Source organism: Rhodoglobus sp. G.S.23 (assembly GCF_056675935.1).
In genome coordinates this window covers 2,504,841-2,531,642 of sequence record NZ_CM155237.1, presented here as the reverse complement: position 1 = coordinate 2,531,642, position 26,802 = coordinate 2,504,841, and the positions used below count along the sequence as shown (strand labels likewise).

Annotated in this window: 30 protein-coding genes and 1 tRNA gene; 17 read left to right on the top strand and 14 right to left on the bottom strand. The window is 61.1% G+C overall.

The genetic code is table 11. From position 1 onward, the window contains the following. Window positions 1-52 precede the first annotated feature (52 nt). The 4 genes from AC1ENN_RS12360 to AC1ENN_RS12345 all read left to right on the top strand — a co-directional run bounded on the left by AC1ENN_RS12360 (window position 53) and on the right by AC1ENN_RS12345 (window position 2,916). Entirely contained in the window at window positions 53-556 is a 504-nt protein-coding gene (locus tag AC1ENN_RS12360) for an amino-acid N-acetyltransferase (RefSeq protein WP_449647527.1), read from the top strand. Between the two features lie 26 nt (window positions 557-582). Continuing rightward, a complete protein-coding gene (locus AC1ENN_RS12355; protein ID WP_480406156.1) occupies window positions 583-1,194 on the top strand; it encodes a hypothetical protein in 612 nt (203 codons plus the stop codon). Window positions 1,195-1,206: 12 nt separating this feature from the next. Then, a complete protein-coding gene (locus tag AC1ENN_RS12350) occupies window positions 1,207-1,611 on the top strand; it encodes an SseB family protein (RefSeq protein ID WP_449647525.1) in 405 nt (134 codons plus the stop codon). A gap of 186 nt (window positions 1,612-1,797) precedes the next feature. Next, window positions 1,798-2,916 carry a DUF2510 domain-containing protein gene (locus AC1ENN_RS12345; protein ID WP_480406155.1) on the top strand — a complete coding sequence of 373 codons (1,119 nt, stop codon included), beginning with the start codon at window positions 1,798-1,800 and terminating at the stop codon, window positions 2,914-2,916. A gap of 91 nt (window positions 2,917-3,007) precedes the next feature. Here AC1ENN_RS12345 and radA read toward each other — a convergent pair whose 3' ends face one another. The 4 genes from radA to AC1ENN_RS12325 all read right to left on the bottom strand — a co-directional run bounded on the left by radA (window position 3,008) and on the right by AC1ENN_RS12325 (window position 6,759). Beyond that, on the bottom strand, window positions 3,008-4,363 hold the full coding sequence (radA, locus tag AC1ENN_RS12340) for a DNA repair protein RadA (RefSeq protein WP_449647523.1): 1,356 nt from the start codon (window positions 4,361-4,363) through the stop codon (window positions 3,008-3,010). Window positions 4,364-4,442: 79 nt separating this feature from the next. Beyond that, complete coding sequence (locus tag AC1ENN_RS12335) at window positions 4,443-4,757, bottom strand: metal-sensitive transcriptional regulator (RefSeq protein ID WP_449647522.1); 315 nt, start codon at window positions 4,755-4,757, stop codon at window positions 4,443-4,445. Window positions 4,758-4,759: 2 nt separating this feature from the next. Beyond that, a complete protein-coding gene (locus tag AC1ENN_RS12330; RefSeq protein WP_480391324.1) occupies window positions 4,760-5,062 on the bottom strand; it encodes a rhodanese-like domain-containing protein in 303 nt (100 codons plus the stop codon). A gap of 41 nt (window positions 5,063-5,103) precedes the next feature. Next, window positions 5,104-6,759: an FAD-dependent oxidoreductase gene (locus tag AC1ENN_RS12325; protein ID WP_480406154.1), complete on the bottom strand. Its 1,656-nt coding sequence runs from the start codon at window positions 6,757-6,759 to the stop codon at window positions 5,104-5,106. Window positions 6,760-6,938: 179 nt separating this feature from the next. On the opposite strand from AC1ENN_RS12325, the gene AC1ENN_RS12320 reads away from it, so the two are divergent. From AC1ENN_RS12320 to AC1ENN_RS12310, 3 genes are all read left to right on the top strand, one after another. Beyond that, window positions 6,939-7,550, top strand: coding sequence for a hypothetical protein (locus tag AC1ENN_RS12320; protein ID WP_449647519.1), 612 nt, complete (start codon window positions 6,939-6,941; stop codon window positions 7,548-7,550). Between the two features lie 36 nt (window positions 7,551-7,586). Further along, a tRNA-Ser gene (locus tag AC1ENN_RS12315) sits at window positions 7,587-7,676 on the top strand. Window positions 7,677-7,862: 186 nt separating this feature from the next. Continuing rightward, on the top strand, window positions 7,863-8,318 hold the full coding sequence (locus AC1ENN_RS12310) for a nuclear transport factor 2 family protein (protein WP_449647518.1): 456 nt from the start codon (window positions 7,863-7,865) through the stop codon (window positions 8,316-8,318). 71 nt (window positions 8,319-8,389) lie between these two features. Here AC1ENN_RS12310 and AC1ENN_RS12305 read toward each other — a convergent pair whose 3' ends face one another. Then, window positions 8,390-9,412, bottom strand: coding sequence for a TerC family protein (locus AC1ENN_RS12305; RefSeq protein WP_480391305.1), 1,023 nt, complete (start codon window positions 9,410-9,412; stop codon window positions 8,390-8,392). A gap of 209 nt (window positions 9,413-9,621) precedes the next feature. Further along, window positions 9,622-10,224: a TetR/AcrR family transcriptional regulator gene (locus tag AC1ENN_RS12300; protein ID WP_449647516.1), complete on the bottom strand. Its 603-nt coding sequence runs from the start codon at window positions 10,222-10,224 to the stop codon at window positions 9,622-9,624. Window positions 10,225-10,280: 56 nt separating this feature from the next. Here AC1ENN_RS12300 and AC1ENN_RS12295 point away from each other — a divergent pair, with 56 nt between their 5' ends. The 3 genes from AC1ENN_RS12295 to AC1ENN_RS12285 are packed head-to-tail and all read left to right on the top strand — an operon-like array spanning window position 10,281 to window position 14,442. Continuing rightward, the gene (locus AC1ENN_RS12295) at window positions 10,281-11,642 is read left to right on the top strand and encodes a flavin monoamine oxidase family protein (protein ID WP_480406153.1); all 1,362 of its coding nucleotides are present in this window, start codon (window positions 10,281-10,283) and stop codon (window positions 11,640-11,642) included. Between the two features lie 2 nt (window positions 11,643-11,644). Then, window positions 11,645-12,733 carry an agmatine deiminase family protein gene (locus AC1ENN_RS12290; protein WP_480406152.1) on the top strand — a complete coding sequence of 363 codons (1,089 nt, stop codon included), beginning with the start codon at window positions 11,645-11,647 and terminating at the stop codon, window positions 12,731-12,733. Then, window positions 12,730-14,442, top strand: a complete 1,713-nt coding sequence (locus AC1ENN_RS12285) for an amidase (protein WP_480406151.1) — start codon at window positions 12,730-12,732, stop codon at window positions 14,440-14,442. The genes AC1ENN_RS12290 and AC1ENN_RS12285 overlap by 4 nt, the downstream gene beginning before the upstream one ends. Before the next feature lie 29 nt (window positions 14,443-14,471). On the opposite strand, the gene AC1ENN_RS12280 is transcribed toward AC1ENN_RS12285, so the two are convergent. Continuing rightward, window positions 14,472-14,981, bottom strand: coding sequence for a GNAT family N-acetyltransferase (locus AC1ENN_RS12280; RefSeq protein ID WP_449647512.1), 510 nt, complete (start codon window positions 14,979-14,981; stop codon window positions 14,472-14,474). Between the two features lie 274 nt (window positions 14,982-15,255). Here AC1ENN_RS12280 and AC1ENN_RS12275 point away from each other — a divergent pair, with 274 nt between their 5' ends. The 5 genes from AC1ENN_RS12275 (at window position 15,256) to AC1ENN_RS12255 (ending at window position 19,046) form a co-directional block, all read left to right on the top strand. Then, window positions 15,256-15,756, top strand: a complete 501-nt coding sequence (locus AC1ENN_RS12275; RefSeq protein ID WP_480406150.1) for a DUF6328 family protein — start codon at window positions 15,256-15,258, stop codon at window positions 15,754-15,756. Continuing rightward, on the top strand, window positions 15,749-16,813 hold the full coding sequence (locus tag AC1ENN_RS12270) for a YihY/virulence factor BrkB family protein (protein ID WP_480406149.1): 1,065 nt from the start codon (window positions 15,749-15,751) through the stop codon (window positions 16,811-16,813). The genes AC1ENN_RS12275 and AC1ENN_RS12270 overlap by 8 nt, the downstream gene beginning before the upstream one ends. 59 nt (window positions 16,814-16,872) lie before the next feature. Beyond that, a complete protein-coding gene (locus tag AC1ENN_RS12265; RefSeq protein ID WP_449647509.1) occupies window positions 16,873-17,301 on the top strand; it encodes a nuclear transport factor 2 family protein in 429 nt (142 codons plus the stop codon). A gap of 117 nt (window positions 17,302-17,418) precedes the next feature. Beyond that, entirely contained in the window at window positions 17,419-18,123 is a 705-nt protein-coding gene (locus AC1ENN_RS12260) for an SDR family NAD(P)-dependent oxidoreductase (protein ID WP_449647508.1), read from the top strand. A gap of 53 nt (window positions 18,124-18,176) precedes the next feature. Next, window positions 18,177-19,046, top strand: coding sequence for an amidohydrolase family protein (locus tag AC1ENN_RS12255; RefSeq protein WP_449647507.1), 870 nt, complete (start codon window positions 18,177-18,179; stop codon window positions 19,044-19,046). A gap of 20 nt (window positions 19,047-19,066) precedes the next feature. On the opposite strand, the gene AC1ENN_RS12250 is transcribed toward AC1ENN_RS12255, so the two are convergent. From AC1ENN_RS12250 to AC1ENN_RS12220, 7 genes are all read right to left on the bottom strand, one after another. Beyond that, window positions 19,067-21,268 carry a heavy metal translocating P-type ATPase gene (locus AC1ENN_RS12250; RefSeq protein ID WP_480406951.1) on the bottom strand — a complete coding sequence of 734 codons (2,202 nt, stop codon included), beginning with the start codon at window positions 21,266-21,268 and terminating at the stop codon, window positions 19,067-19,069. A 101-nt stretch (window positions 21,269-21,369) separates the two neighbouring features. Then, window positions 21,370-21,594, bottom strand: coding sequence for a heavy-metal-associated domain-containing protein (locus AC1ENN_RS12245; RefSeq protein ID WP_480406148.1), 225 nt, complete (start codon window positions 21,592-21,594; stop codon window positions 21,370-21,372). A gap of 48 nt (window positions 21,595-21,642) precedes the next feature. After that, entirely contained in the window at window positions 21,643-21,924 is a 282-nt protein-coding gene (locus tag AC1ENN_RS12240) for a metal-sensitive transcriptional regulator (protein WP_480406147.1), read from the bottom strand. A gap of 64 nt (window positions 21,925-21,988) precedes the next feature. After that, on the bottom strand, window positions 21,989-22,360 hold the full coding sequence (locus AC1ENN_RS12235) for a hypothetical protein (protein ID WP_480406146.1): 372 nt from the start codon (window positions 22,358-22,360) through the stop codon (window positions 21,989-21,991). 108 nt (window positions 22,361-22,468) lie between these two features. Beyond that, window positions 22,469-23,050 carry a hypothetical protein gene (locus tag AC1ENN_RS12230; RefSeq protein WP_480406950.1) on the bottom strand — a complete coding sequence of 194 codons (582 nt, stop codon included), beginning with the start codon at window positions 23,048-23,050 and terminating at the stop codon, window positions 22,469-22,471. A gap of 185 nt (window positions 23,051-23,235) precedes the next feature. After that, window positions 23,236-23,940, bottom strand: coding sequence for a hypothetical protein (locus AC1ENN_RS12225; RefSeq protein ID WP_480406145.1), 705 nt, complete (start codon window positions 23,938-23,940; stop codon window positions 23,236-23,238). A gap of 927 nt (window positions 23,941-24,867) precedes the next feature. Continuing rightward, window positions 24,868-25,083 carry a hypothetical protein gene (locus tag AC1ENN_RS12220; RefSeq protein ID WP_480406144.1) on the bottom strand — a complete coding sequence of 72 codons (216 nt, stop codon included), beginning with the start codon at window positions 25,081-25,083 and terminating at the stop codon, window positions 24,868-24,870. Window positions 25,084-25,263: 180 nt separating this feature from the next. Between AC1ENN_RS12220 and AC1ENN_RS12215 the strand changes: the two genes are divergently transcribed. Continuing rightward, window positions 25,264-25,521 carry a helix-turn-helix domain-containing protein gene (locus AC1ENN_RS12215; RefSeq protein WP_480406143.1) on the top strand — a complete coding sequence of 86 codons (258 nt, stop codon included), beginning with the start codon at window positions 25,264-25,266 and terminating at the stop codon, window positions 25,519-25,521. Continuing rightward, the gene (locus AC1ENN_RS12210) at window positions 25,502-26,788 is read left to right on the top strand and encodes a HipA domain-containing protein (RefSeq protein WP_480406142.1); all 1,287 of its coding nucleotides are present in this window, start codon (window positions 25,502-25,504) and stop codon (window positions 26,786-26,788) included. The genes AC1ENN_RS12215 and AC1ENN_RS12210 overlap by 20 nt, the downstream gene beginning before the upstream one ends. Window positions 26,789-26,802 lie beyond the last annotated feature (14 nt).

The following is a 26,802-nucleotide window of genomic DNA, read 5'->3' as shown; positions in this document are numbered from 1 at the left end:
CACTTCGTCGTTAACGCGGAGAATTGGTTGCCAGCAGCGGTACCTTTATTCCGTGACCACCTTCAGCGTTCGCCCCGCGACTACCGCCGACGTACGGGCAATTCAGTCTCTCGTTGAACCGCTCGTCAACGAACGGATCCTGCTCGGCAAAGACCTCGTCGTCTTCTATGAAGCGGTGCAAGAGTTTCGTGTTGCGGTGACTCCTGAGGGCCAGGTGATCGGATGCGGGGCGCTGCACGTAATGTGGCAAGACTTAGCCGAAGTGCGAACGTTGGCTGTCGCATCCGAGTGGCTTGGTCGTGGTGTCGGCCACGCACTGCTCGATCAGATCGAGCGCGATGCCTACACTCTTGGCCTCGAACGGCTGTTCTGCCTGACGTTTGAGACCGCTTTCTTTACCCGCCACGGTTTTGAGCCCGTCATCGAAGAGCTTGTTGATCCGGCCGTTTTTGCCCAACTGTCGCTGTCTCCCGACGAGGGAGTTGCCGAATTCCTTGATCTTTCCCGTGTGAAACCCAATACCCTCGGCAACACGCGCATGCTGAAGCGCCTTTAGCGGCCCGAGACGTTTAGCCTTACCGTATGTCGACGTTTCGGAATCCGGTCGGCCCGCAGTCAAGCAGCGTCTACTGGCGCCGACGCTTGATCCTCGGGCTGGGGCTCCTTGCCGTGATCGTAATCATCTTGCTGATCGTCTTCGGCCCTAAGGCGTCAACTGATCCCGCCAACGGGCCAGGTGAGACTACAGCGGCAGAGTCGAACACTCCCGCCGCCACCGATTCCACTGGTTCAGTGATTTGTGACCCAGCCAAGCTCACGCTTGAAGCGATCACCGATGCTACGAGCTATGCCGAGGGTCAAAAGCCTCAGTTGTCGTTCTCCCTCAAGAGCACCATGACGGAACCGTGCGTTGTTGACGCGGGCAGCGACATCCAAGAATTTGTTATCACTAGTGGCAGTGATGAAATTTGGAACTCCAAGCACTGCCAGACCGGTGGCGAAGCGACAACGGTTATCCTGCAACCGGGTGTTCCCGTTCAATCCAGCTCGATCGAATGGGATCGCACCCGGTCCGCCACCGACACGTGTGAGTCGGATCGTCCCGTGGTTTCGGCCGGCGGTGCGAGCTATCACCTCGAAGTCTCCGTTGGGGACATTTCTTCAGAAAGCACCAAGCAGTTCTTGTTGAACTAGCCAGGATTAGTCATGGATTCTTCATCCTCAACGGCGCAGAGCGCCGAATTCAGTTCGCCCATGCTCGCGCAGGCGCTAGAGACTGGCGACCCGCTCGCGGTCGCTTTGGCGCTCCGGAACGACCGCGTGATCGTGCCAATGCTCAGCGACCGCGAAGACGACGCAGCCCAAGTGCGTGTTTTCCGACGCGGGGAGGCCGACAAGTACATGCTGTTGCTGTTCTCGTCGGTAGAGACGTATGTCGCGATGCTTCCTGAAGAATCCGACCATCAGGTCGTTGCTTACCAAGCGGAGGACCTGCTGGGTTTCCTCGAGACCAATCGCGGCGTGATTGAATCTGTCTGGTTTGATGTTGCTGGGCCTCACACCATGCAGGCTTCGCCCGATGACATCGTGGATGCGCTAACACTTTCGTGATTGCCGACGCGACTGTGTCACAGCTGCGTTAACTTTCTGGTGTTTGCCGATCTGAGGTAGACGTCCCAGTTCAGGGGGCAATGGCCCCAAATTGGTCCATTTTGGGCCCATTTCGGCACTCTTTCGGGTTACATACAGCTAGGGCCGAACATCAATGTTATAAACAGGGCTTTCTATCAGTCGTCTGTGACGGTTACTCTGTTCAACGTGGAAGACAACAGTTTCGGTGTGCCAGCGGGATGGTACCCAGACCCCTTGGGTTTACCCCAGTTGCGCTGGTGGGATGCCCAAGCCTGGACTGAACACACCTCAGATGCTCGTGCCCCTATTGTCGTGCAGCCAAGCACCAAACTGGCCTTCGCCGATGACGACTACGACGACGACGCGGATGAACTTCCGTCGCGACGTGAACAGCGTGATCGGGAGCGCAACGTCAATGGTGAGTACCTCGTCACCGAGACTCGCAGTGAGCCGGAGCCAGAGACGGCACCAGTTCATGACGAACTGAGCGCTCAGCCTCTGCTCGCGATGACACTGCGCGAACTTGAAGCGCCTGTCGACGAGAACCGCACGGAAGAGCCTCAGCTGCTCCCCAAGTCGGCAACTGCCCACGCGAACACGATGCCTGGCGCATCCACCCTCAGCGCCTACGCTGAAGAAGAAGAAGCACCAGCGCGCGAGATTCGCCAACACCGCACCTACAACGCGGCTGTGTGGCTTATCGCAATCCTGCCTCTTGTGCAGCTTCTGACAAGCATGTTCTTGATCGCGTTTGCGGGCCTCGGCAATAACTTGCCGCTGCTGCTCGTCGTGTGGATCGCACCGTACGTAGTCGTTCTTGGTCTTGCCGCCTACGACAACCTCCTACTGCAGGTATGGGGTCACGAACGTCCAGCGAATGCTGCGTGGGCTTTCTTGACTGCACCGGTTTATCTGGTTATTCGCGGCATCCGCACGATGCGTGAGACCGGTAAGGGAATCGCTCCGATCGCTACCTGGTCGGGAACAGTGGTTTCGCTGGTAATCGGAATGCTGGTTCTTCCTGGACTGGTTATTTCCCTTATTCCTCAAACCTTCAGTACGCAGATCGAGAACTCGGTCCAGGCGCAGGCTGCAGCGTTGGGCGCAAACATTGAGCTTGACTGTCCAACCACTCCACCGGTACTGATCGGCGAGACATTCGCGTGTCGCGCAGTGAAGCCATCTAACGGTCAGCGTGACTCGATTCTGGTGAGCTTGCAGCGCGAGAACGGCTGGATCAGCTGGCGCGTAGAGGACTGGGGTCTCTGGACCCTGTTCGGCTAACCAACAGTTCATCACCTAGCGTCGCAACGGCGGCTCATCCTCGGATGGGCCGCCGTTGCTGCGTGCTGGGGGAGTGGCGTGAATGGTTTTCTTAGAACTCGGGGATCTGCACGCGCTCTTCGGTCGCCCCGGCGAAGGCAAGGCGTAGGGCTTCGCGCACATGGAGAGCTTCAGAGTCGATCACGGTGCCGAAGCCAAGTCTGGCCGCTTCAGCAAGTCGTTGCTTAGCTGACGAGGCTGGCCGAATTTCACCGGCAAGGCTGATCTCGCCAACGACGGCCATTGCTGGAGCAAACGCTTTGTCTTTGTAGGCGCTGGCAATAGCTAACGCGATGGCGAGGTCGGCTCCCGGTTCTGTGACACGGATGCCGCCAACAGTGGAGACGTAGACGTCGAATCCGGAGAGGGGGATTCCCGCTCGCCGCTCGAGCACCGCGAGCAGCATCGCAACTCGTGAGGCATCGACTCCGTTGACGACGCGTCGTGGTTGCGGAGCTTGCGACTTCACGATGAGCGCTTGGACTTCGACGGGTAGGGCGCGTCTGCCCTCTAAGGCGATGGTGACGCAGGTGCCGCTCACGGGTTGGCGAGCGTGGGAAAGGAAGAGGCCACTGGGGTCGGAGACTTCGGCGATGCCTTCGCCGGTCATTTCGAAGCAACCCACTTCTTCGGTTGAGCCGAAACGGTTTTTGTGCGCGCGAACGAAGCGAAGGGCGGTCTGGCGGTCGCCTTCGAACTGCAGAACGACATCCACGAGGTGTTCCAGCAGGCGGGGGCCGGCGATGGTGCCGTCTTTGGTGACGTGGCCGACGAGGAGAACGGGCAGGTTGCGGTCTTTGCTGACCCGGATGAGGGTGGAGGCGACTTCGCGAACTTGCGAGGGGCCACCGGCAATGCCTTCGGTGGCGGCGGAGGCGACTGTTTGCACAGAGTCGACGATCACCAGTTGCGGTTTGACGTGATCGATCTGGCCGATGATGGTACCGAGGTCGGTTTCTGCGGCAAGGAACAGTGAGGGGTGAAGCGCGTTAGTGCGTTCGGCACGCAGACGGACTTGACTGACAGACTCTTCGGCCGTCACGTAGAGCACGCGTTGACCGGATGCTGCCGCCCGGGAGGCGACTTCGAGCAGAAGGGTAGATTTGCCGACGCCGGGTTCGCCGCTCAGCAGTATGGCAGCGCCGGGAACGACACCTCCGCCGAGCACGCGATCGAACTCGTTGATGCCGCTTGGCCAGTGCGCGACGGATTCGGCACCGATCTCGGTGATGGATCGTGCGCCGCTGGCGTCGGACACCGCAACGGTGGCCACTCGCTTGGTGATTCCGGTGGCGGCACCAGCTTCGACCACGGTGCCCCACTGCTGGCATTCACCGCAGCGGCCAACCCATTTGATGCTCGACCAGCCGCACTCAGTGCAGCGAAAATTACTTACAGCTCGGGCCATGCTTCAACCCTAGGCGCGGCGACTGACACCGCAGGGCACTCGCTCGGTTCTGTGAGTTCAGGAGCGCCGTGCCGTGCTGTTAGGCCAGGCTGAGAAAGAGTTTCTCGATGTCGTCTGAGGTCATTCCGTCGTGGCTGCCTTCGCCATCCTTATCGTCGACGACGCAGGATTGCAATGCGTTGGCGATGATCATGTACCCGGCACGGTCGAGCGCTTTACTCACGGCTGCCAGCTGGGTGACGACGTCTTTGCAGTTGGACTCTGGTCCCATTGATTCGATGAGGGCCCGCAGTTGTCCTTCGGCGCGCTTGAGTCGGTTCATGACTTTGCGCATCGCTTCGGGATCGTGTCCGGTTGGCGGCTCGACCTCGTCACGAGTGATGGTGCTTGTCATGGCTAGCTCTCTTTCTTGACGGGCAAGCCGGAGTTGCGCCAGGCCGAGGTGCCGCCCTCGACGTTGACGGCATCGAAGCCTTGAGTGCTGAGCCATTCGACGGCCTGCGCGCTGCGTCCACCACTTTCGCAGATGACGTAGACCGTGTCATCGCGGTCGAGTTCTTCAACGCGGGCGACAAGTTCTCCTAACGGAATACTTGCTGCTGTCGGTGCATGCCCTGAGACGTATTCGTAGGGTTCACGCACATCGATGATGACGGGGTTGGCAAGTTCGGAAAGTGTTTGGGTGGTAACGGTGTTCATGGTTCGATCCTTAAGGGTTACTCGGTTGGTTGTGGGGAAAACTAGGCGGTGGCGGCGGCCCAAGTGCGGTAGCCACCATCGAGGTTGACGGCGTCATAACCGTGTTGGGCGAGAATGCGCACGGCGGTGTGGCCGCGCTGTCCGACCTGGCAGTGCACGATCACGCGGTGATCGCCGAGCTCACTGAGGCGGCTGCGCAGATCGTCGAGAGGAATGTTGACGGCGTGGGGGATGGCGCCGCGCCCGAATTCGGCGAGGGTTCGAACATCCACCAGCAGGCTGCCTGCGTCACGCTCGGCATCGATTTCGTGCCACTGGATTGAGGCACTCAGCCCGTCGCGCAGATTCTTGACGACGTAGCCGAGGTGGTTGATCGGGTCTTTGGCTGAGCCGTACTGCGGCGCGTAGGCGAGCTCGAGGTCAGCGAGGGAGCTGGCGGTGAGCCCCGCGCTTGCGGCGGTGGCAAGAACATCCATTCGCTTATCAACGCCATCGCGTCCCACTGCTTGGGCCCCGAGGATGAGGTCGGTGTCTGCGTCAATGATGAGCTTGAGTGAGAGTGATTCTGCGCCGGGGTAGTAGCCAGCGTGCGACACCGGGTGGGTGTGGATGACGCGGATGTTGCGGTCTGCTGCGCGAAGTGCGCGCTCGGTGGAGCCGAGGCTTGCCGCGGTGAGATCGAAGACGCCGACAATGGCGGTGCCGAGAGCCGGCTTGGAGTGCACGTGATCGCCGGCGAGGGTGTCGGCAAGGTAGCGACCGTCTCGGTTTGCGGGGCCGGCAAGGGCGATGAGTTCATGTTCGCCGCTGATCGCACCGACCTTCTCTGCAACGTCGCCGACCGCATAAATGTGGGGTGCACTCGTCTGGTAGCCAGCAGTGACGCGGATGCCGCCAGCAGCGCCAACGGCGAGGCCGGCGTGAACGGCAAGCACGTTGTCCGGTCGCACACCGACGGCCGCGACGACAACGTCTGCCGCGACACTAGAGCCATCACTGAGTTGGACGCTTGAGTCATGCACCGCAACTGCTTCGGTGCCGAGCCGGAGGTCGACGCCATTCTCACGCAAGTGGGTTTCCACCGGGGTGACCATTTCGGCGTCGAGGGTAGCGAGCACGTGGGCGGGGCGCTGCACAAGAGTGACCTTGAGGCCGCGCTTGGCGAGGTTTTCGGCCATCTCGATGCCGATGTAACCCGCACCCAAGACGACGACGTTCGCGGTCGTGGGGTCGAGCTCACCGAGGGAAGAGTGGAGGGCGTCAACATCTTCGATATTGCGGAGCACGAGCATCCGGTCGCTGCCGGGGATTGCGGGGAGAGTTGCACTGGCGCCTGTGGCGATGACGAGTTCATCGAAGTGCTCGGTGGTTGTGGTGTTGTCGGCGCTGTTGTGCACCGTGATGGTGTGGCCGGCGGGGTCGATTGCGGTGGCTTCGTGGTTCACGCGCACGTCGAGGCCGAAGCGGCTGCCGAGGCTCGCGGGGGTCTGCAGTAGCAGGTTGTCGCGTTCGGTGATGACACCACCGAGGTAGTAGGCGAGGCCGCAGTTGGCGAAAGAGACGTGACCGCTGCGTTCGAAGATGATGATTTCGGCGTGCTCGTCGCGACGGCGCATGCGGGTGGCGAAGGACATTCCGGCGGCAACTCCACCGATAACGAGGATGCGGCGGGGGTGGTGTGTGGTGGCGGTGCTCATTAGTCGAGCATACCCCCGGGGGTATGGCGCCGGCTAGTTGTTCTCTCGAAGCTGAACCTACGCTGGGCGAGCTGCATTAGCAACCGGCCATCCGATGCTCTAACACGGGGACATTGTATGAGGAATGCGCGACTTATTGGGGGTTCGTGCCTACGATGGAACACGAACAAGGGAGCACCGTGGCCACTGACAAGAAAATTGATCCTCGATTCGACCCAGCCTTCCAACGCGGTTACGCCGAAGGTGGCCAGGGAGCGCACGCCGACGCGGTGCGGGCTGCGCGCACCGTCGACTCCCTTCGCGACAATGTTGCCGATGTGCAATTTGCGCGCCCCGCCAGAACCGTGGCCGCTGGAGGCAACCAGGCATCGGCGCCAGAACGGGCAGCATCGCCAGCGGCAACAACTGCGCACCCCTCTGAGCAGCCAGCCAGCCCTCTTGGAGCTGGGCTCGGACTCGAACAGCAGTGGGGTCCAACTCCGCAATCGCACTATGTGGATGATGCGGGCGCGCTCGCCGAATCGACCCCGGTTACCCGCGGTAAAAGCCTCGCTCGCAGCCCTTGGATTTATGTGCTCTGGGTCATCGGTGGTGTCGGCATGGTGCTTGGCGGCGGAATCCAAGCCTGGGTGTATGCCGTCTACTACCGATTCGGTAGCTCCTCGTCCTCCGGCATTGACTGGGCACAAGTGGCGATCGCCATCGCTCCCGGGCTAATGCAGCTTGGCGCGATCTGTATCGGATTGGCGCTTCTGACCCACACGCTCAACTGGATGCGCAAAAACGCGTGAACGCACGCCCCCGTTATCTGTACTAAACTCTCTCCCGGTACCGTGTCCGAGCGGCCGAAGGTGCAACTCTCGAAAAGTTGTGTGCGTGAAAGCGCACCGTGGGTTCAAATCCCACCGGTACCGCCAAAGAAAAGCCCCGCATTCCTAGTGAATGCGGGGCTTTTTTGTGTGTGCGGAATGCTCAGAGGGATAGAACGATCACCAATGTGAGTACGTTGATCGTGGCATTCACGCGTCGACCAAAACTCGGCTGCTAGGGTGCAAAAGTCCGAACAAGTTGCTGCTAAGCAAAAATCAAATGAAGGTGGTGCCGTGAGCTCCTTTGAGACTTTGCTCGACGAACTCGCCGTCCGAGATCTTTCCCATCGCTATGCGATGGCCCTCGACAAGAACGATGTTGAGGCCTGGCGATCACTCTTCTCCCGTGATGTAGTTTTCGAAAGCGGATCATCTCTCCCCCGGGGTTATGACGATGTGCTCCGCATTCCCGAGGATCAGCTCAAGCGCTACAAGAAGACATTGCACTCAGTAACGACCCAGCAGATAAACGTTGATGGCGATCGAGCATCAGGCGAGGTTTACTGCATTGCCCACCACATTTACGAAGACTTTCATCAGAATGAACGACTGCCGTTTGATCTCTCTCACAACTTCTTGATTCGATACGACGACGACTACGTTCGCGAAGACGGGCATTGGGTATTCGCCCGCCGCCGCATCCTCACCGAAGCTCGTTTCGTTCACCAGATCATCCCGACTCCGCTCTGATCGCTGTAGCGACCTTGTGACGGATGCCCGAGAACTGCGGGTTGTTGCCGGCGCACGATCACGCACGACCGCTAACTCACGCGAGTGCGCGACTGCGTTGACCGCGGCATATCGACCTCGGCGAGTTCGTCGTCGGTCGCCATCCGGAATCCGGCACCCGCGGGGGTCTCGATCGCGTGGCGTGGTTGTCCGCGGGTAACCCACAGGCTGGCACCGATGGAGGTTGCCAAGATGAGGAAGATCACGCCGAGCGACACGGTCGTGGAGATGTAGTACACGTCGAGGAGGAGCATCTTGATGCCGACCCAGACGAGCAAGAGAGCAAGCCCGATCTTCAGGTAGATGAAGCGGTGCATGAGGTCAGCGAGCAGAAAGTACATCGCGCGCAGACCTAAGATCGCGAATGCGTTGGCGGTGAACACGAGGAAGGCTTCGTCGGTTACGGCGAAGATGGCCGGGATCGAGTCGACGGCAAACACAATGTCAGTGATCTCGACGAGCACCAGCACGGCTAGCAGCGGGGTGGCAAGCAGTACGCCCGCCTTGCGCACGACAAGTTTCTGGCCGTAGAAGGCATCCGTCATGGGTACGCGGCGACGGAAGATCTTGAGCACAACAGACTTCTCCGGGTCGTAGTGCTCGTGGCGTTTGCGCAGCATCTGGATGCCCGTGAACACCAAGAAGGCCCCGAACACGTACAGCACCCACGCGAAGCTGCTGAGCAGTGCTGCGCCGGCCGCGATGAAAATGCCGCGGAAAACGAGAGCGCCGATAACTCCGAGAAACAGCACCCGGTGCTGAAACTGGGGTGGTACGGCGAAGGCCGTGAAAATGATGGCCCAGACAAACACGTTGTCGACGGCGAGAGACTTCTCAATGACGAAGCCCGCGAAGTACTGCTGGCCAAACTCGGCACCAAATAGCCACCAGATGATGCCACCGAAGGTAACGCCGGAAGCTACCCAGACGACGGACCACGCTGCAGCTTCGCGAACGCCAATGACGTGGGCGGTGCGATGGGCGATCAGGTCGATGGCGAGCATCACGAGAATGACGCCGACAACGGCGAGCCAAGCCCAGAGGGGAACGTTCATGAAACAACTCCAGAATGTAGAAATTCTGGAGGTCTCGTCGAGCCTTTTCAGGCCCTAGCTGCACCGGGCCATGATGACACGACCGTAATGACGATGAGCTTCGCGGGGACTACTCCCCTCCGTTCCCCTAGCTTAAGCGAGACTCGGTATGGCGTACAAGGAATCTCTCGAGGCATTCGGCACTTTCGCAGCTAACGGGGTGCGCGCAATTAGCCCAGCGACACGTCGAGCATGTCCTCCAGAGTTTCGCGCACGAGGGACTCGCGGGTCTCACGGCTGCGGAAGTTCACGAGTTGGTAGGCGGAAGTAGCATCCACGAGAGCGAAAAGCACGAGCGCAGCACGCTCGGGGCTCACGGTGGCGAACTGGCCGGCATTCTGACCCGCACGGATGATGCCGATCGCGAGCGCGTGCCAGGAATCCATCGACTGACGGGCGGCTTCGGCGAGCGGCTCGTTGCGACGGCCGAGACTCCACGCATCGGTCCAGACTTCGCCGACGTTATCCCGTGCGGGATCTGCGATGGCCTCAATGAGCGCGCGAATCTGATCGAGCGGTTCGGCGGGCGCGAGAGCGTGACGCTCGACTTCGGCAATTTCCTTCTCCGCAATCGACGCGAAGGTCGAGGCGACTAGGGATTCCATGCTGGGCTCGTAGTGCGTGATGAGGGGTGCGGTGACTCCGCAATAGGCGGCGAGGTTGCGCAGCGAGATTGCGGCGAGGCCACGAGTCAGGGCGATAGCCTGTGCCGCGTCGCGGATTTCGGATGCTCGCTCGGTGGCGTTTCGTCGTCGAGTTGTGCCTGCTGCCATCTTCGCAGTGTAGTCGTTCTTGACTCTTATTGAACAGGTGGTAAATAATGGAGCCTATGAACACCATTACCCGAGACGTCGTCATCGTCGGAGCAGGCGCCACCGGGCTCACCGCAGCGCGGGCGCTCGTCCGCACCGGCAAGAGTGTCATCGTGCTCGAAGCACGCGACCGGATTGGCGGGCGACTCTGGACTGACTTCGTAGAGGGTCAAATGGTCGAGATCGGCGGTCAGTGGGTTTCCCCCGACCAGACAGCGCTCATCGAAACACTCGCCGAACTCGGCCTAGAAACCTACGAGCGCTATCGCGAAGGCGAGAGCGTCTATGTGTCGAGCGACGGCGTTGCGCGTCGCTTTACGGGAGATATCTTTCCGGCGGGGGCCGCGACCGAAGCCGAGATTACCCGATTGATTTCGGTGCTCGATGCCCTCGTGGCTGAGCTCGACCTTGAAGCTCCGTGGGAGCATCCGCGGGCCGCAGAATTCGACCGCATCTCATACCGCGCGTGGCTCGAAAGCCAGAGCACGGATGCCGAAGCGATCGACAACATCGCCCTGTTCGTTGCCGAGGCGATGCTCACCAAGCCCGCTCATTCGTTCTCGCTGTTGCAGGCGTTGCTCATGGCGGCCAGCGCTGGCAGCTTCAGCAACCTGGTGGATGCTGACTTCATTCTCGACAAGCGCGTGGTTGGTGGCCTTCAGCAGGTTCCGCTGCGGATGGCCGAAGCTCTGGGCCCTGATGTGGTGCGGCTTTCGCAGCCCGTCCGCACGATCGAGTGGGATGCGACTGGCGCGATCGTCGCGAGTGACGATCTCACGGTGCGTGCCGACCACGTAATTGTTGCCGTGCCACCGAACCTCTACGACCGAATCGACTACGTTCCCGCGCTTCCACGCCTGCGTCAACAAATGCAGCAGCACTCGTCCCTCGGTCTCGTGATCAAGGTGCACGCGACCTATGCGACTCCGTTCTGGCGCGCGGCCGGGCTCTCCGGTACAGCCTTCAGCCCGTACCAAATCGTGCACGAGGCGTACGACAACACCAACCACGGTGAAGATCGTGGCACCCTCGTGGGCTTTGTGTCGGGGGAGAAGGCCGACGAACTGTTCACGCTCGACCCTGCCGAACGCAAGCAGCGCATCCTCGAATCGCTCGCCACCTACTACGGCAACGAAGCACTCACCCCAGCCGTGTATTACGAAAGCGACTGGGCCTCCGAAGAGTGGACTCGCGGTGCTTATGCCGCGAGCTTCGACCTCGGCGGCCTCACCCGGTATGGGGCGCTTCAGCTTGAGCCGGTCGGGCCGATTCAGTTTGGTTCAAGCGACCTTGCGGCTGAAGGGTACCAACACGTTGACGGTGCCATTCGCGTGGGACAGCGGCTCGCGGCATCCATTATCGAATCCTCGAAAGGCTAGCCATGAGCTGGAGAATGCCATCCGAAACTGCCGAGCACGAGCGCACCTGGATGGCGTTCCCGCGCGTCGGAGAAACGCTCGGTGCGACAGATGCCGAACGCGAACTCGGTTATGCCGCGTGGACTGATGTGGCCAACGTCATCGCCCAGTTCGAGCCGGTGTCGATGGTCGTCGACCCGACCGAAATGCTTCGCGCCCGGCGGATGCTCGCCAGCAGTATCGAGCTGCTCGAGGCACCCCTTGATGAGTTCTGGATGCGCGACATCGGGCCCACCTTCGTGCTCGACGATGCGCGGCCGGGAGTGCTCGGCGCCGTTGACTGGATCTTCAACGGCTGGGGTGCTCCCGCTTGGGCTGAGTGGGAACAGTCGGCCAAGATCGCGCGGATCGTCGCGGAGGCTGCTGGTGCCGAGCTTGTCAGCTCGTTGCTCGTTGCGGAGGGCGGCGGACTGCACGTCGATGGCGAAGGAACCGTCTTGCTGACTGACACGGTGCAACTCGACCCGCGCCGTAACCCGCTCGCTGATCGCGCCCGCATTGAGAGTGAAATGCTGCGCACGATCGGGGCAACTCATGCTGTCTGGCTGCCGCGCGGTCTCACCCGCGACTACGACGACTTTGGCACCAACGGGCACGTCGATATCGTTGCCACTATTGCGTCGCCGGGGCGGATATTGCTGCACGCTCAACCCCACCCCGAGCATCCGGACCATCAGGTGATGGCCGAGATTCGGGAGGCTCTCGAAGGCCAGCGCGATGCCGCCGGTCGAGCCTTCGAAATCGTCGAGCTACCCGCGCCGAGCATCCTGCGCGACGATCACGGCTTCGTCGACTACAGCTACGTCAATCACCTCGTCGTCAACGGTGGCGTTATCGGGGGCGGCTTTGCCGATGAGGCGGCGGATGCTCGCGCTGCCGAAATTCTGGCCGAAGCGTATCCCGGCCGCACCGTGCAGATGGTCGACTCTCGCGAGATCTTCGCCCGCGGCGGTGGCATCCACTGCATCACGCAGCAGCAGCCGAAAATGCCCGGGGTTAGTGTGAGCGCAGACGGTGCTGCTGCCGCGCAAGAACCGGGAACAATCGTATGAGCACCTTCGAAGTTGTCGACGCCTCCATTGCCGAGCTGCAGGCGGCGCTCGCCGACGGAACCCTCACAAGCGAAGAACTCGTCACCGCCTACCTCGCGCGCATCGATCGCTACGACCGCAACGGGCCGCTGCTCAATGCCGTCGTTGTGCCGAATCCTGAAGCGCTCGCCGAAGCGCGGGAATCGGATGCCCGGCGCTCCGCCGGCTCACTGCGAGGACCGCTCGACGGCATCCCGTACACGGCGAAGGACAGTTACCTGCATCGTGGACTGACAGCGGCGGCTGGCAGCCCAGCGTTCTCTGAGCTGAGGGCGATGCGCGATGCCGCCACTATTGGTGCACTGCGCCAAGCCGGTGCGATTTGCCTCGGCCTCACCAACATGCCGCCGATGGCCAATGGCGGAATGCAGCCTGGCGTCTACGGTCGCGCCGAGAGCCCCTATAACGCTGATTTCCTCACGGCGGCGTATGGTTCGGGCTCATCGAACGGATCAGGCACCGCAACGGCCGCCAGTTTTGCCGCCTTCGGTCTCGCGGAAGAAACCTGGTCGAGCGGGCGGGCACCGGCGTCCAATAACGCACTCTGCGCCTACACGCCCTCGCGAGGAGTCATCTCGGTGCGCGGCAACTGGCCCCTGGTTCCCACGATGGATGTCGTCGTGCCGCACACGCGCACCATGGCCGACCTTCTCGCCGTGCTTGACGTCATCGTGTTCGACGACGATGACACTCGGGGTGATTTTTGGCGCTCGCAGCCGTGGGTCGAGATTCCGGCGGCGTCGAGCCTGCGGCCGGAGACATACTTGTCATTGGCGGCTGAGGCAGTGGAGCTGCCGTTGGTGGGCAAGCGCTTCGGCGTTCCCCGGATGTACATCAACCGCGACACGGAGGCGGGCTCGGGCACGCGCGGAGTCGGCGGCCCGACAGGAACCGCGATCAACACCCGCCCGAGCATCCTCACCCTGTTTGAGCAAGCGCGTCGTGATCTCGAAGCCGCCGGTGCGACGGTGGTGGATGTCGACTTCCCGGCCGTCTCGAACTACGAAGCCGATCGCGCGGGGGCACCCACGATCGCAACCCGCGGTTTGGTGAGCCCAGAGTTTCTCAAGCGCGAGATCGTCGACCTCTCGGCGTGGGCGTGGGAAGATTTTTTGCAGGCCAACGGCGACCCGAACTTTGACACGATCGTCGGTATTGACGGCAGCACGATTTTCCCGAGTGTGCCCGGCGCCCCGCATGACCGCTACGACGGTTTCGAAGACGACATCGCCGTGTACCCGACCCAGGTTCGCGACCACCCGTACGACCACTTCACCGACATCCCCGAACTGGAAGCGGGCGTGCGCGGTCTCGAAGAAACGCGTCGCATCGACCTCGAAGAATGGATGCGCGCCAACGAGCTCGACGCGGTCGCCTTTCCCGCGGTCGCCGACGTGGGCGCCGCCGATATGGGCACGAACCCTGCCACGGCAGAAGCCGGCTGGCGAAACGGCGTCTGGGTCGCGAACGGCAACCTCGCGATTCGACACCTGGGTATACCGACCGTCACTGTTCCCATGGGGCTCATGGGCGACATCCGGATGCCCGTGGGAATCACCTTCGCCGGTGTCGCGTACTCCGACCTCGACCTGCTGCGCCTTGGCGTCGCCTACGAAGCGGTCTCGCGCCGTCGGGTCGCGCCACCGCGCACTCCGCCGCTCGCCCACTAGCTGCTCGACGACAGGACCGGTATCGCGCGCTACAGCTGCTTGATCATCTCGAGTTCGCGCCGCGACTTGTCAAGAATGTACGGAACCGTGTGCCGTGTCAGGGTGAAGCCGCGATTTTCGTAGGCGGTACGAGCGCGAGCGTTGTCTTCGTGCACACCGAGCGTGAGGGTGCTGCCGTAGCGGGAAGCCCACTCTTCGATAGAGGCGAGCAGGGCATCCGTCACGCCAGCTTTCCGGCCGCGAAAATCGGGTGTGACGTACACCCCCACGAGAAGCGGGCCCGTTTTGGCGTCAGGGATATAGCAGCCCATCGTGCCGATCCACCTGCCGTCGGTGGTGATTGCTGCGACGGCGATGCTCAACGAGTTCTGTCCGCGAACAGCGCGCCGCTGCCACTCCGCTTCCGTAGCGCTGAGAGCATCCTCGAGGTGCTCGGCAAAACCAATGGGGGTATCGGCCAGCATCTCCAACCGCAGATCACGAACCTCGCGCCAGTCGGCAGCATCCGTTCGTCGTATCGAAAACCCTGGTTCACGCATGGTCTGGAGTTTAGTTCTTCGACTGGACGGCGATGCTCCTTGTGCCGGAATGGATCACTGAGCAGATGTTCTAGGATGCCGTAGCCGCGGTCATTGCCAAGAGCAAGGCTGCGGCTGACCGACAAGCACCACGAAATCTGCTTCAACGACTTTTGCAAGGTTGAGGCATCCAAACTTCGCGCGCTGCTGCGGCCGCCAGTGGAGCGCGTCGGCTACTAAAAAGGTAGTAAGCCGCGTCACGCTGCTATGAGCGAGTTTCGTTTAAGCTGGCGGGATGAACGTGAATGAGTCAGGTGCTGATGCAGGCCGCGACGGCCGCGACGAAACCGTCACCGAGCGCAGCGACCGCAACTGGACTGAAATTCTTCAAGAACTTCGCGTCATCCAGACTGGCACCCAGATCCTCACCGGGTTCCTTCTCACCCTCGCATTTCAGTCCCGCTTCACCGAACTCGATGATTATCAAGTGGTTCTCTATCTGACCCTCGTCGGGGCCGCAGTACTCGCTACTGTCCTCGCCCTGTCGCCCGTGAGTCTGCACCGGGCGCTCTTTGGGCGCAAGGTTAAACCCCAACTCGTGACGGTATCCGACCGGCTCCTCAAAGTGACGCTCGTAGTGGTCTCGCTCACTGTTGCTGGCACCGCAATGCTGATCTTCGACGTCGTCGTTGGGCGAACCGCCGGCATTACGGCTGGTGCGCTCGCGGCAACGCTCGCCCTGCTGCTGTGGCTAGTGCTGCCGACGTTCGCCCGAAAGTATCTCTCGCATGACTGAGCGCGATAGCAGCACCGGCGCCGCCGCCAGCACCGGGGGCCCGAGCGCCGCGGGTAACACGACTAGCTCGTTCAGTTTCACCCAGGCCCGCCGCGAATGGCGTTACGTGTTTCGGCGCGCGTATCACGGCTTCATGCGGCATCGGGGCATCGACTCCGCTGCGACCCTCGCGTTCTTTGCAGCTCTCGCGATCTTCCCGGCCGCGTTGACAGTGGTATCGGCATTCGCGCTGGGGCAGGGCAAAGAGCAGGCCGTTGATACGGTGCTGGATCTGGCGAGAGAGGTGCTGCAGCAGGACACCGTCGAGGCTCTCAATGAGCCGCTAATTCAGCTCTTTTCGATTGGCAGTCCCGGCTTTGCGTTAGGCATCGGTATCGCCCTCAGCGTGTGGTCGATGTCGAGTTATGCCACCGCCTTCGGTCGCGCATCGAACAGTGTGTATGAGGTGCAAGAGGGCCGCCGTTTCGTGAAGTTTCGTGGACTCATGCTGATCCTGTCTGGCTTTTTGCTCGTAGCATTTTCTGCGGTCGCGGTGCTCCTACTCACAACCACCAATGTGGCGACCGCCATCGGAGAGGAGTTCGGTGTTGGCGAACCCTGGGTTGCGATCTGGTCGTACGGGCGCTGGCCGGTGCTTGGCGGCATCCTCACTCTCATCATTGCGGTGCTCTACTACTACACCCCCAATATTCGTCACGAACGGATGCGGTGGGTCAGCACCGGCGCCGTGTTTGCGATCGCCACGTGGGGGCTCGCTACCGCAGCTTTCGGCTTCTATGTCTCGACGATTGCGAACTACGATCGCGTCTATGGGTGGCTCGGCGGAGCTCTCGCTCTCCTCATCTGGCTGTACATCAGCAACCTCGCGATTGTTGCGGGTGTTGAGGTGGATGCCGAATTCACTCGCCTGCGACAGTTGCTCGCCGGGGTGCCTGCCGAGGATACTGTGCAGTTGCCGCTTCGAGACACCGTCCGCAATCTGATTTTGGCGCGGCGCCTAGCGATCGATAAGGCGGCCGCGATTGCCATCCGAACGCGCAATGATGATGCTGAATAACTGAGGCGAATCGTGCAGTCGCCGTTGCGGGGGTCGTGCACCGGGAGTAGCGTGTGCCCATGAATTATGAGAGCGCTCAGCGTTGGCTCGACGACTATGTTGCCGCGTGGGTTTCCTATGATCCTGCGGATATTGGTGCTCTATTTAGTGACGATATCGCCTACCGTTACCACCCTCACGACGAGCCGATTCGGGGGCGGGATGCCGTTGTGGCGTCGTGGGTAGACGACGAGGCTGATGACGGTGCGGGCGATGGTTCCGAGGTCGAGTCATCTCGGGACGACCCGGGAACCTTTGATGCGCGCTATCACCCTGTTGCGGTTGACGGTGCTGTCGTTGTTGCGCGGGGAGCTTCGTCCTACCGTGACGTGGCTGGCGGGCCGATCGTGCGAATTTACGACAACGTTTTTCTTCTGCGTTTCGATAGTGAAGGCCGCTGTGAAGAGTTCACCGAGTTCTACACTCGTCGCCCATTTCCTGAGGCATAACCGCGCCGGGTTGCGCCGGCACGGCGGCAGAGGTCTCGCTCTATTGCAGCAGGTGAGGCTCTGGCGATAGGCTCGAGAGCGGAGTCTGGAATCGTTACCAAATTCCGGAAGGGTGTCATGCCGAGCAGAGTTGCCATCGTGACCGGCGCAGCGAGAGGTCTTGGCGCTGCAATCGCTGCGGCGCTCATCAGCGATGGCTACACCGTTGCGGCGTTCGATCTCACCGGAACCGGTGAGATCGCCAACGGTGCCCTCAGCATTGCTTGCGATGTGTCAGATGAAACAGCGGTCAACGATGCGGTAACCCGCGTTGAAGATGAACTGGGCACACCAACAGTGCTCGTCAACAACGCTGGTGTTCTGGCGCCCGGACGAATTGATGACACCAGCCTCGAAGTGTGGAATCGCACTCTCGCCGTCAACCTTACGAGCGCGTTTTTATTGAGCAAGCGAGTGCTACCAGGAATGCGAGAAGCAGGCTTCGGTCGCATTATCAATGTGGGATCCTCGGCGGGAAAGAATGGCGGCTTCAGCACCGGTGGTGCCTATGCGGCCTCCAAGGCGGCCATGATGTGTCTCGCCAAGTCGATCGCTAACGCCGAACGAAGCAACGGCATCACCTCAAACGCGGTCGCACCTAGCATGATTGAAACCGACATGATGGGGGCTTTGCCCTCTAAAAGCATGATCGACCGAGTACCCGTCGGTCGCATGGGAACCCCGGATGAGGTCGCCCACGTCGTGCGCTTTCTCGCCTCCGATGGTGCCGCGTTTGTCAATGGCGAAGTCATCGACGTCGATGGCGGCCTCTTTATCGATTAGCTCGACCATCTACCCGTGCGGCGCACTGTCGCGCCGCGAATGGAGTTCAGCCTGTGACCGATTTAGCCTTCGTCGACACCCATGTGCATTTCTATGACCTGGGGCACCCCACGCTGGAGTATTCCTGGTTAGACCCCGAGCTCGATCATCCGGTGATTGGCAACATCGATGCGGTCAAGTCACGCCAGTATCGCCCCGAAGACTTTCTTGCCGAGTCTCGCTTCAACAACGTCAGCAAAGTCATCCATGTGCAGGCGGCGTTGGGAAGCAAAGACCCTGTCGTCGAGACCCAGTGGCTGAGTGAAGCGTTCGCCCGCACGGGTATTCCCCACGGCATCATCGCCCACGCTGATCTCAAGGCCGACGATCTTGACGAGCAGCTCGATCGCCATTCACAGTTCGGGGGTTTTCGTGGCATACGCGACTTTTCTCACGGCGACTACTTGGTGGACGAGCGCTACCGTCACGGCATTCAGACGCTAGGTGTGCGCGGTCTCGTTGCGTCGATAGATTGTCTGCCAGAGACGTACGGCAGAGTTGCCGACCTTGCAGCAGCCGCCCCCGAGACGGTTCTCTGCATCGATCATTGCGGTTTTCCTCGCCAACGCGGCGACGACTACTTCGCGTTCTGGAAACGCGAGATGGCGGCGATTGCGGCTCAACCCAATACGTTCATCAAGATCTCTGGGCTGGGGATGGTTGACCAGCAGTGGACGATTGACTCAATTCGGCCCTGGGTCGAGACGTCGATTGAGCTTTTTGGTGTCGACCGCACCGTGTTTGGCTCCAACTGGCCGCTCGACCGCCTGTTCAGCTCGTACACCGACCTGATTCACGCCTACCGTTCGCTCATCGGAGGCTATGCGCCCCACGAGCAGGTGGCATTGTTCTCAGGCAACGCCGAGCGAATCTACGCCATTTGACCGGTCTCGGTCTCGGTCTCTTATACGCTGCCCTTGAAGCCACGCAAGCGCAGACTGTTCATCACGACGAACACTGACGAGAAGGCCATTGCTGCGCCCGCAATGAGCGGGTTGAGCAAACCGAGCATTGCGATCGGCAACGCTGCAACGTTGTAGGCGAATGCCCAAAACAGGTTGCCGCGAATGATCCCGAGCGTGCGCTTTGCGAGGCGCACGGCGTCGGCGACGACGAGCAGGTCACCACTAACAACCGTGATGTCGCTCGCGGCAATTGCGGCATCCGTTCCGCCACCCATCGCGATTCCGAGGTCGGCGGCGGCAAGCGCGGCAGAGTCATTGACCCCGTCACCCACCATCGCTACGACACGTCCCTCGGCCTGCAACTGGCGGATGACCTCGAGCTTGCCCTGCGGAGTGATGCCCGCGTGCACATCGGTGATACCGACCGTGGCGGCGACGGATGCTGCGGCGCCAGCGTTGTCACCCGTGAGCAACACAGGGCGCAGGCCGAGGCGGGTGAACTCGGATACGGCATCCGCACTGCTTGCCTTGACGGTGTCGCCGACAACCAGCACTCCCCGCGCCTGACCGCCCCACGCGATGACCATTGCGGTCGACCCGGCAGCTTCAGCATTCTTGACCAGGGTGAGGGCGGCATCCGACACTGTTTGTTCGTTGTCGGTGGCGAGCCACGACGGCTTGCCGACGAACACGACGGTGTCGTCGATCGTGGCCTGAACGCCGGTGCCCGCGTGGGCGGCGAAGTCGGTGGCGCTCGGCAGCGTGAGGCCGCGCTGGTGGGCGGCGGCAACAACCGCGCGGCCAACCGGATGCTCGGAGCCAGCCTCAACGGCGGCCGCCCGGGCTAGCACGAGCTCGTCGTTTTCGCCCTCGAGCACCTCAAGCGAGCTGAGGCGCATTTCACCCGTCGTGACGGTTCCGGTCTTGTCGAGCACGATCGTGTCAACAGTGCGGGTGCGTTCGAGAACCTGGGGTCCGCTGATGAGGATGCCGAGTTGCGATCCGCGACCCGTTCCGACGAGAAGGGCGGTCGGGGTTGCGAGGCCGAGGGCGCACGGGCACGCGATGACGAGCGTGGTGACGGCAGCCGTGAAGGCGAGTTCGATTGGCCCGCCGACGAGCATCCACCCGACGAAAGCAACGACGGCGAGGCCGAGAACGACCGGAACGAAGATTGCCGAAACACGGTCGGCGAGACGCTGGATGTCGGCTTTGCCGGTTTGGGCTTCTTCGACGAGGCGACCGAGGCGGGCCAGTTCGGTGTCGCGGCCGACGCGGGTGATTTCGATGAGGAGTCGTCCGCCGACATTGAGGGTGGCGCCGGTGACGCGATCGTCTGGGCCGACTTCGACGGGGACGGATTCGCCCGTGAGCATGCTCGCATCGACGGCAGAGTTGCCTTCGAGGACGAGCGCATCGCTGGCGATCTTTTCGCCGGGGCGCACGACAACCTGGTCGCCGACAGCGAGTGCAGAGACGGCGATGCGTTCTTCGATGCCGCCGCGCAGCACGGTGGCATCTTTCGCGCCAAGCTCCAGCAGGGCGCGCAAAGCGGCTCCTGATTCGCGGCTCGCACGGGCTTCAATGTACTTGCCCAGCAGGATGAACACGGTAACGGCGGCAGCAACCTCAAGGTAGATCTCGCTTGATCCACCATGCGGGGTTCCGAAGAACGTCATCGTCATGTGCATGCCGGCCTCGCCAGCACCACCGAAGAAGAGGGCGTAGAGCGACCAGCCGAAGGCGGCAATGATGCCCAGGCTGATGAGGGTGTCCATGGTCGCGGCACCGTGACGAGCGTTGACGGCGGCCGCACGGTGGAACGGCCACGCACCCCACACGGCAACCGGTGCGGCGAGGGTGAGCGCGAGCCACTGCCAGTAGGTGAACTGCAGGGCGGGGATCATCGACAGCAGCACGACGGGCACCGTGAGCGCGGTCGAGATGAGCAGGCGGTGCAGCAGCTGTTGAGCACGGTCATTGCCAGCTGGTGCGGTGTCGGCATCCGGTGTTTCAGAAATCGGGACGGGGATGACGGCGCTATACCCCGCAGCCTTCACCGTTTCGAGGAACTGTTGCGGGTCGGTGCCTTCTGGGGCGCGCACGCGAGCCTTTTCGGTCGCGTAGTTCACGGTCGCCTCGACGCCCGGGAGCTTGTTGAGCTTGCGCTCGATGCGGTTCGCGCAGGAGGAGCAGGTCATTCCGGTGATGTCGAGTTCGACATCCAGAAGGTTGACGGTGTTGATGGCCGAAGCCTCGCTGAGGGATTGCGCGTTGCTCGAGGTGAGCGGGTCGCTGGCCATCAGAGGCTCTTCACGAGCGTGTAGCCTGCCTCCTCGATTGCGGCGCCGACAGTTGCGTCGTCAAGGGGAGCATCGGAGGTGACCGAGACGGTGGAGGGAAGACCAGAGGCGAGGTCGACGGTGACTTCGGTCACGCCATCCACTTCGGTGAGTTCTTCGGTGACGCTAGAGACGCAGTGGTTGCAGGTCATTCCTTCGACCAGGTAGTCAGCGGTGTGAGACATGTTTCTCCTTCGGTTGTCGCCGGCGCGAGGCGCGGGCGAAAGTTGTTGTTAGGAACGAACGAGGCGCGCAATGGCGGCACTCGCTTCGCGAAGCTTTTCGTCGGCGACAGCTCCGCCTTCGCGGCTGGCTTCGGCAACGCAGTGATTGAGGTGGTCGTCGAGCAGGGCGAGCGCGACGGACTCGAGAGCCTTGGTTGCGGCCGACACCTGAGTGAGCACGTCGATGCAGTAGGTGTCTTCTTCGACCATGCGGTGGATGCCGCGAACTTGACCTTCAGCGCGGCGCAGCCGTTTCAGCAGCTGCTCTTTGTTGTCGTCGTAGCCGGGCATGGCGTTCCTTTCACGTGGATACCCCTAAGGGGTATCTCCATTACACGCTGTGGAAGCCGGAAAGTCAACTGGCGGGTGATGCCTTGGTTAGTGCTAACGCGAAATCGGCGACCGATCCGGCGACGGCATCCAGCTCGCTATCGGTAAGGACGGTGGCAATACTGCCATCGTCGTGGTGGGCGAGCACAACGGGCAGCCCGGTGGTGGTGACGTGTTCGATTTCGGCCGGGGTGATTTCGTTGCGGTGTCGCACATCGAAGGGCACTCCGAGGCGGGTGACCATGGCATCCCATTCGGGTTTGCGGCGAATCGGCGAGTGGGTGATGTCGCAGAAGGAGCAGGCGGTGATGCCGAGGAGATGTCCAATGACGTAGCGGGTTTCGCCCCAGATTCCCCCGTCGGCGTTGTAGATGCCGGTGTAGCGGATGATCGCCATGGTGTCTCCTGGGGTGCGGTGCGCTGGTGATGCGCGTCGGGTTCCTTCTTACTGTGTAGTTCGGAGACCTGACGAACCCCTGATGGGTGTGTGATCCAGTTCAGACAGCTACGGCGTTGGCGTCGGCGTTGAAGTTGCTCGGGTGCGGGCGGCTCGTGCCCTTCTGAACACGATTACTGCAGCGAGTACGGTCACGAGGGCTATGGGGAGGATGATCTGTCCGGGGTTTTCATTGAGCCGTGTTGAGAGGTAGGTGACGAATGCTGGGCTCAGGATGCTTCCGGCTCCGTCCGCGTAAAGGTAGGAGAGGTACAGGCTATAGGGGTGGCTGATGATGATCGCGATGATGAACGTGATGGCACCGATTCCGGTTGCTGCAAGAAAGTCTCGCCCGGTGACGGGGGTGCGCCCGGATCCGTAGCCGAAGAGTCTGAAGGCGGCGATCATGGCGATGGGGGTGGTGGCTACGGCGGCGGCGGGGGAGTTGAGTCCGAAGGTGGCAACGAGTGCTGCAGCGATGGGAATGGTGAGTAGCGAGAATAGTATTCCGCGGGTGTAGCTGTAGGGGCGTTCTGGTCGGGGCAGGATGTTGCCGCCGATGTGGGCGCTCGCGGCTTGGGCTTGGGCTTCGGCTTCGAACATGCGCCCTTTGGCGGTCGCGTAGTTTCCGGGGCCGGGGTTTGTGTACATTCCTGACACGCTGATCACCTCTGCGGGTGCGGCGGGAATCTCTCACCGAGCACCTTTTCGATACTCCCTAGAATAGCTAAGTATTTCTCCGAATACACCTCTCGGTGCGAACTGCTGCTGACGGTAGGGTTCTGCCTTTTGGGCCAGCGTGCTGTGTTGTGTCGGCTGTGTTGTGCGGGCTGTGCCTAACCCCGGATTGCTTTGTAGATCTTCTCGCGCAGGTCGCGCCACAGGTGTGTCTTGAATTGCAGTTGTTCGAGTGGTTTGCCGTTGAGCACGATGCCGGGGGACGAGGAATTGATGGTCATGACGTGGTTGGCGAATTGGTTCGCGGCGTTGGCTGAGTTCTTGGCGGATGATGTCAGCGCGGTTCGTGATGTCTCTAGGTGGCTGGTGGCTGTTCTTGTGACGGCGTTGGCTTTGGCCATGATGTTGTCGCGGTGAACAGCGAGCGCTTTGGCCGCATTCATGACGATCGCGAGTACGGCTAGGACAGCGGTGATGGTGAGGGGGACCGCAATCTCTTCTGGGCGGCTGGGGAAGGGGAGTTCGACGCGTCCGGCGAGTAGGTTTTCGAGGATGCCGCTGCCGCCGCCGGCAGCGTAGGAACTGTAGGCGTCAGTGAGTAGTCCCGAGAGGGCTCCGAGGGCGGTGGCGATGGCGCCAACGATGAGGGCGAAGAGAAAGTCGCTGCCTCGACTGACTGGGCCATGGGAGCCTAGGGCGAAGAGTTGAAATGCCGCAAACATCCCGATGGCGGCGACGGCGGCCGCGATGCCTGTTCCCAGCAGGCCGACGAAGGTTGCTGCGGCGATTGCGAGGGGTATTGCTAGCACGGAGAGGAACGCGCCGAGGGCGAAATTGTGGGGCTTCGTGTAGGGATCTGACACTGTGGCGACCTCCGATCGCGCTGCAACGGCAGCGTTGCGATAGCTTCCAGAGTAGCTTTTTGCCGGACAGGCGGCACAATTTATTGTGGGGAGCTAACAGCGAAGCGCGAGTGCGAAGGGGAGCACGGCTTCTGCACCTGCTTCGCGGCCATTAATTAATGACAGGTTGCGCAGATGAGCTCAGTGTGACTTCATCCAGATCCCAGCGTCTGGCTCCCACCAGCCGTTCGCAACTGTTTCGTCCAATATCGGGTTGAGCATCGCTTGGACTCGTTCCTCGGCGGCTGACGCGGTTGGGAAGTCATCCAACAGTCAGAGAGGCCAAGCGAGCATCCCCGGGGCCGCCCTTGAGCACGAACTTGGGCGGCTGAACGGAAAACATTCTGTAGAGGAATCGGTCAAACGTCGCTTGTCGGATCAGATCACCGACACCGACCGTCTTGGCTCGCACGTCTCGCTTGGCGGCACTTTTATCGCTGCCTGGACGCCGCGTCCGTTGGGGTGCGGAGAGTCTTCAGTCTGCATCGGGGGCCTGGCTCTGCGTCGCGAGACGCTGCAGCGAGTTGACATCTTTCACGAGTGCTTGCACGGATCGTATGTCGTCGTCGGATGTGACGCGTTGCGAACTTTCGATTGCCTCTGCGAGTGCTTCGGATGGCGCTGTTACGTCGGCGGGGAGGTCGCTGAGAGCCGCGCTGGGTTTGAAGCCGTTCGCTTGATCTGGGATGCAACATCGACGTGACCGAGCTCTAGCAGTTTCCTCAGTAGCGCGAGTCCGTCGTCTTTGGGAAATCCATTTCGTGCGGCGAAGGGGCTGAGTAGGACTGCAAGAAAATCCAGTTGAATGGTGCCGGAACGCAGCGCCTCACCAACGAGATCCCCGACTAGGCTCAGGTCTTCTTTGTCGTGCACCAGGTCTGCGATCGTTCACTCAACTCCAGTGGTTGGAATCCCGGCTACGAGAGTGATCTGGTCGGCGGCGAGGAGCCTTCGCTTGAATCGGATCTCGGGGCGTTGCGACTGTCGACGGGCGGGCGAAGTGAATTCATAGGAGGTGGGGAGGAGGTCTCCGATTCCGTGCAGAGCCGCCGCTGTGTTTCCGCTCACCACGATTCCGTCTGCTCCGTCCCCCTTGCATTTCACGATGCAGCCATTTCGTTGCCAACGTGTGGCGCGTGAATTCAGTGCAACACAAATGTCACCGTACGAGAACATTCTTGGATGTCTGTGTACGGTGACATTTGGCATTGACACCGTACGGTGACCCAGTCATAATAAAACCGTACGGTGACATACCCGCCGTGTGCTGGCAAGGGGCAATCAATGAAAAATGTACGGGCAATGGGCGCGCGCGTGAGGCAGCTCCGCGCCGAAAAGGGGCTAAGCCAGCAGCAGCTCGCCGAACGAGCATTCGTTTCTCGAAAATGGCTCGTGGACTTCGAGCGCGGCAAATCTACGGTTGAGGCGAGCAAAGTTCTCGATGTGCTTCAGGCCCTTGGTTACGAAGTAGAACTCCAGCCGCTAACGCGCTCGGAGACCCGAATGCGGAACGAGGGCGGCCATGCCAAACCGACAGCTTGACGTCTATCTGGACGGCGACCTCGCCGGGACCGCTCAGATGACGTCCAATGGCGCACTAACATTCTCATACGACGAGTCTTATGCGGCACGCGCCAATCCGACGCCACTCTCGATATCAATGCCGGTCGAAGTAAAAGAGCACAAGAACCGCGTGGTTTTACCGTTTCTCCAAGGGCTGCTCCCCGACAATGCCCAAGCACTTGCAGCGATCGCAAGTACGTACTCCGTGTCGGCTGCGAGCCCCTTTGCGATGCTCGAACATGTCGGAAGGGATGTTGCCGGAGCGCTTCAGTTCATGCCCAAAGGAGCTAGTTCGCCTGATGCCGTAGGCACGCGGAACAGCGTTGCTGAGCTAAGTGACCAGCAAGTAGAAGAAAAACTGAACGAGACAATAAGTGAGTATCGCGACGGCAAGCCGATAAAGCGCGCGGATGGGCGATTCAGCTTGGCAGGGGCCCAACCAAAGATCGCGCTACACGAGCTGGCTCCCGGGCGGTGGGGATTGCCTGACGACGCGACTCCGACGACACACATCTTCAAGCCAAACGCTGGCGACATGAAAGACATCGATGTCATCGAACAGCTGACGATGACTGCAGCCCGAACATTAGGCCTGAATGTTTCGGAGAGCTATGTTCGGAACTTCGGGAACGTGAGCACCTTTGTATCCAAGCGATACGACAGAGCTATTTCTGGCGGACGATGGCGCCGACTCCATCAAGAGGACTTGTGCCAGGCACTGGGGGTTACTCCGGCCAAAAAATACCAGCGCACGGAGGGTGGGCCAGGAGTGGGAGATTTTGCCCGCCTGACGGAATTGTTCCCGATTGCCTCGGACCGGTATGAAGCCTCTGTGGAGTTCTTCAAAGCGTTTGTTTTTAACGTCGTCGTCGGCGGCACAGATGCTCATGCTAAGAACTACTCGCTCCTCCTGGAAAACGAAACTGTGGCGCTGGCTCCGCTTTATGACCTGGCCACGTACGCGCCATATCGTGCGGACGACGAAGTTGTTCTGCTTCCGATGAGCGTCAACGGCAAATATCGATCTGACACGGTGTCAACTGCCGATCTAGTGAAAGTGGGCCGCCGTCTGAAGGTGCCCACCGAACAAGCGGTTGCGATCGTTGAGCACACGCGGCATGGAGCAATAGCGGCATTTGCGGAGGCCAGAGAAGAGTTTGGCGAGGATCGATCCGCAAGGGTTGTAGCATCAGCTGTCGTCGAGGCGATCCGCAAACTGCCCCTGTGTATCGATGGCAACATCTGATCGCGCTGCGGCGG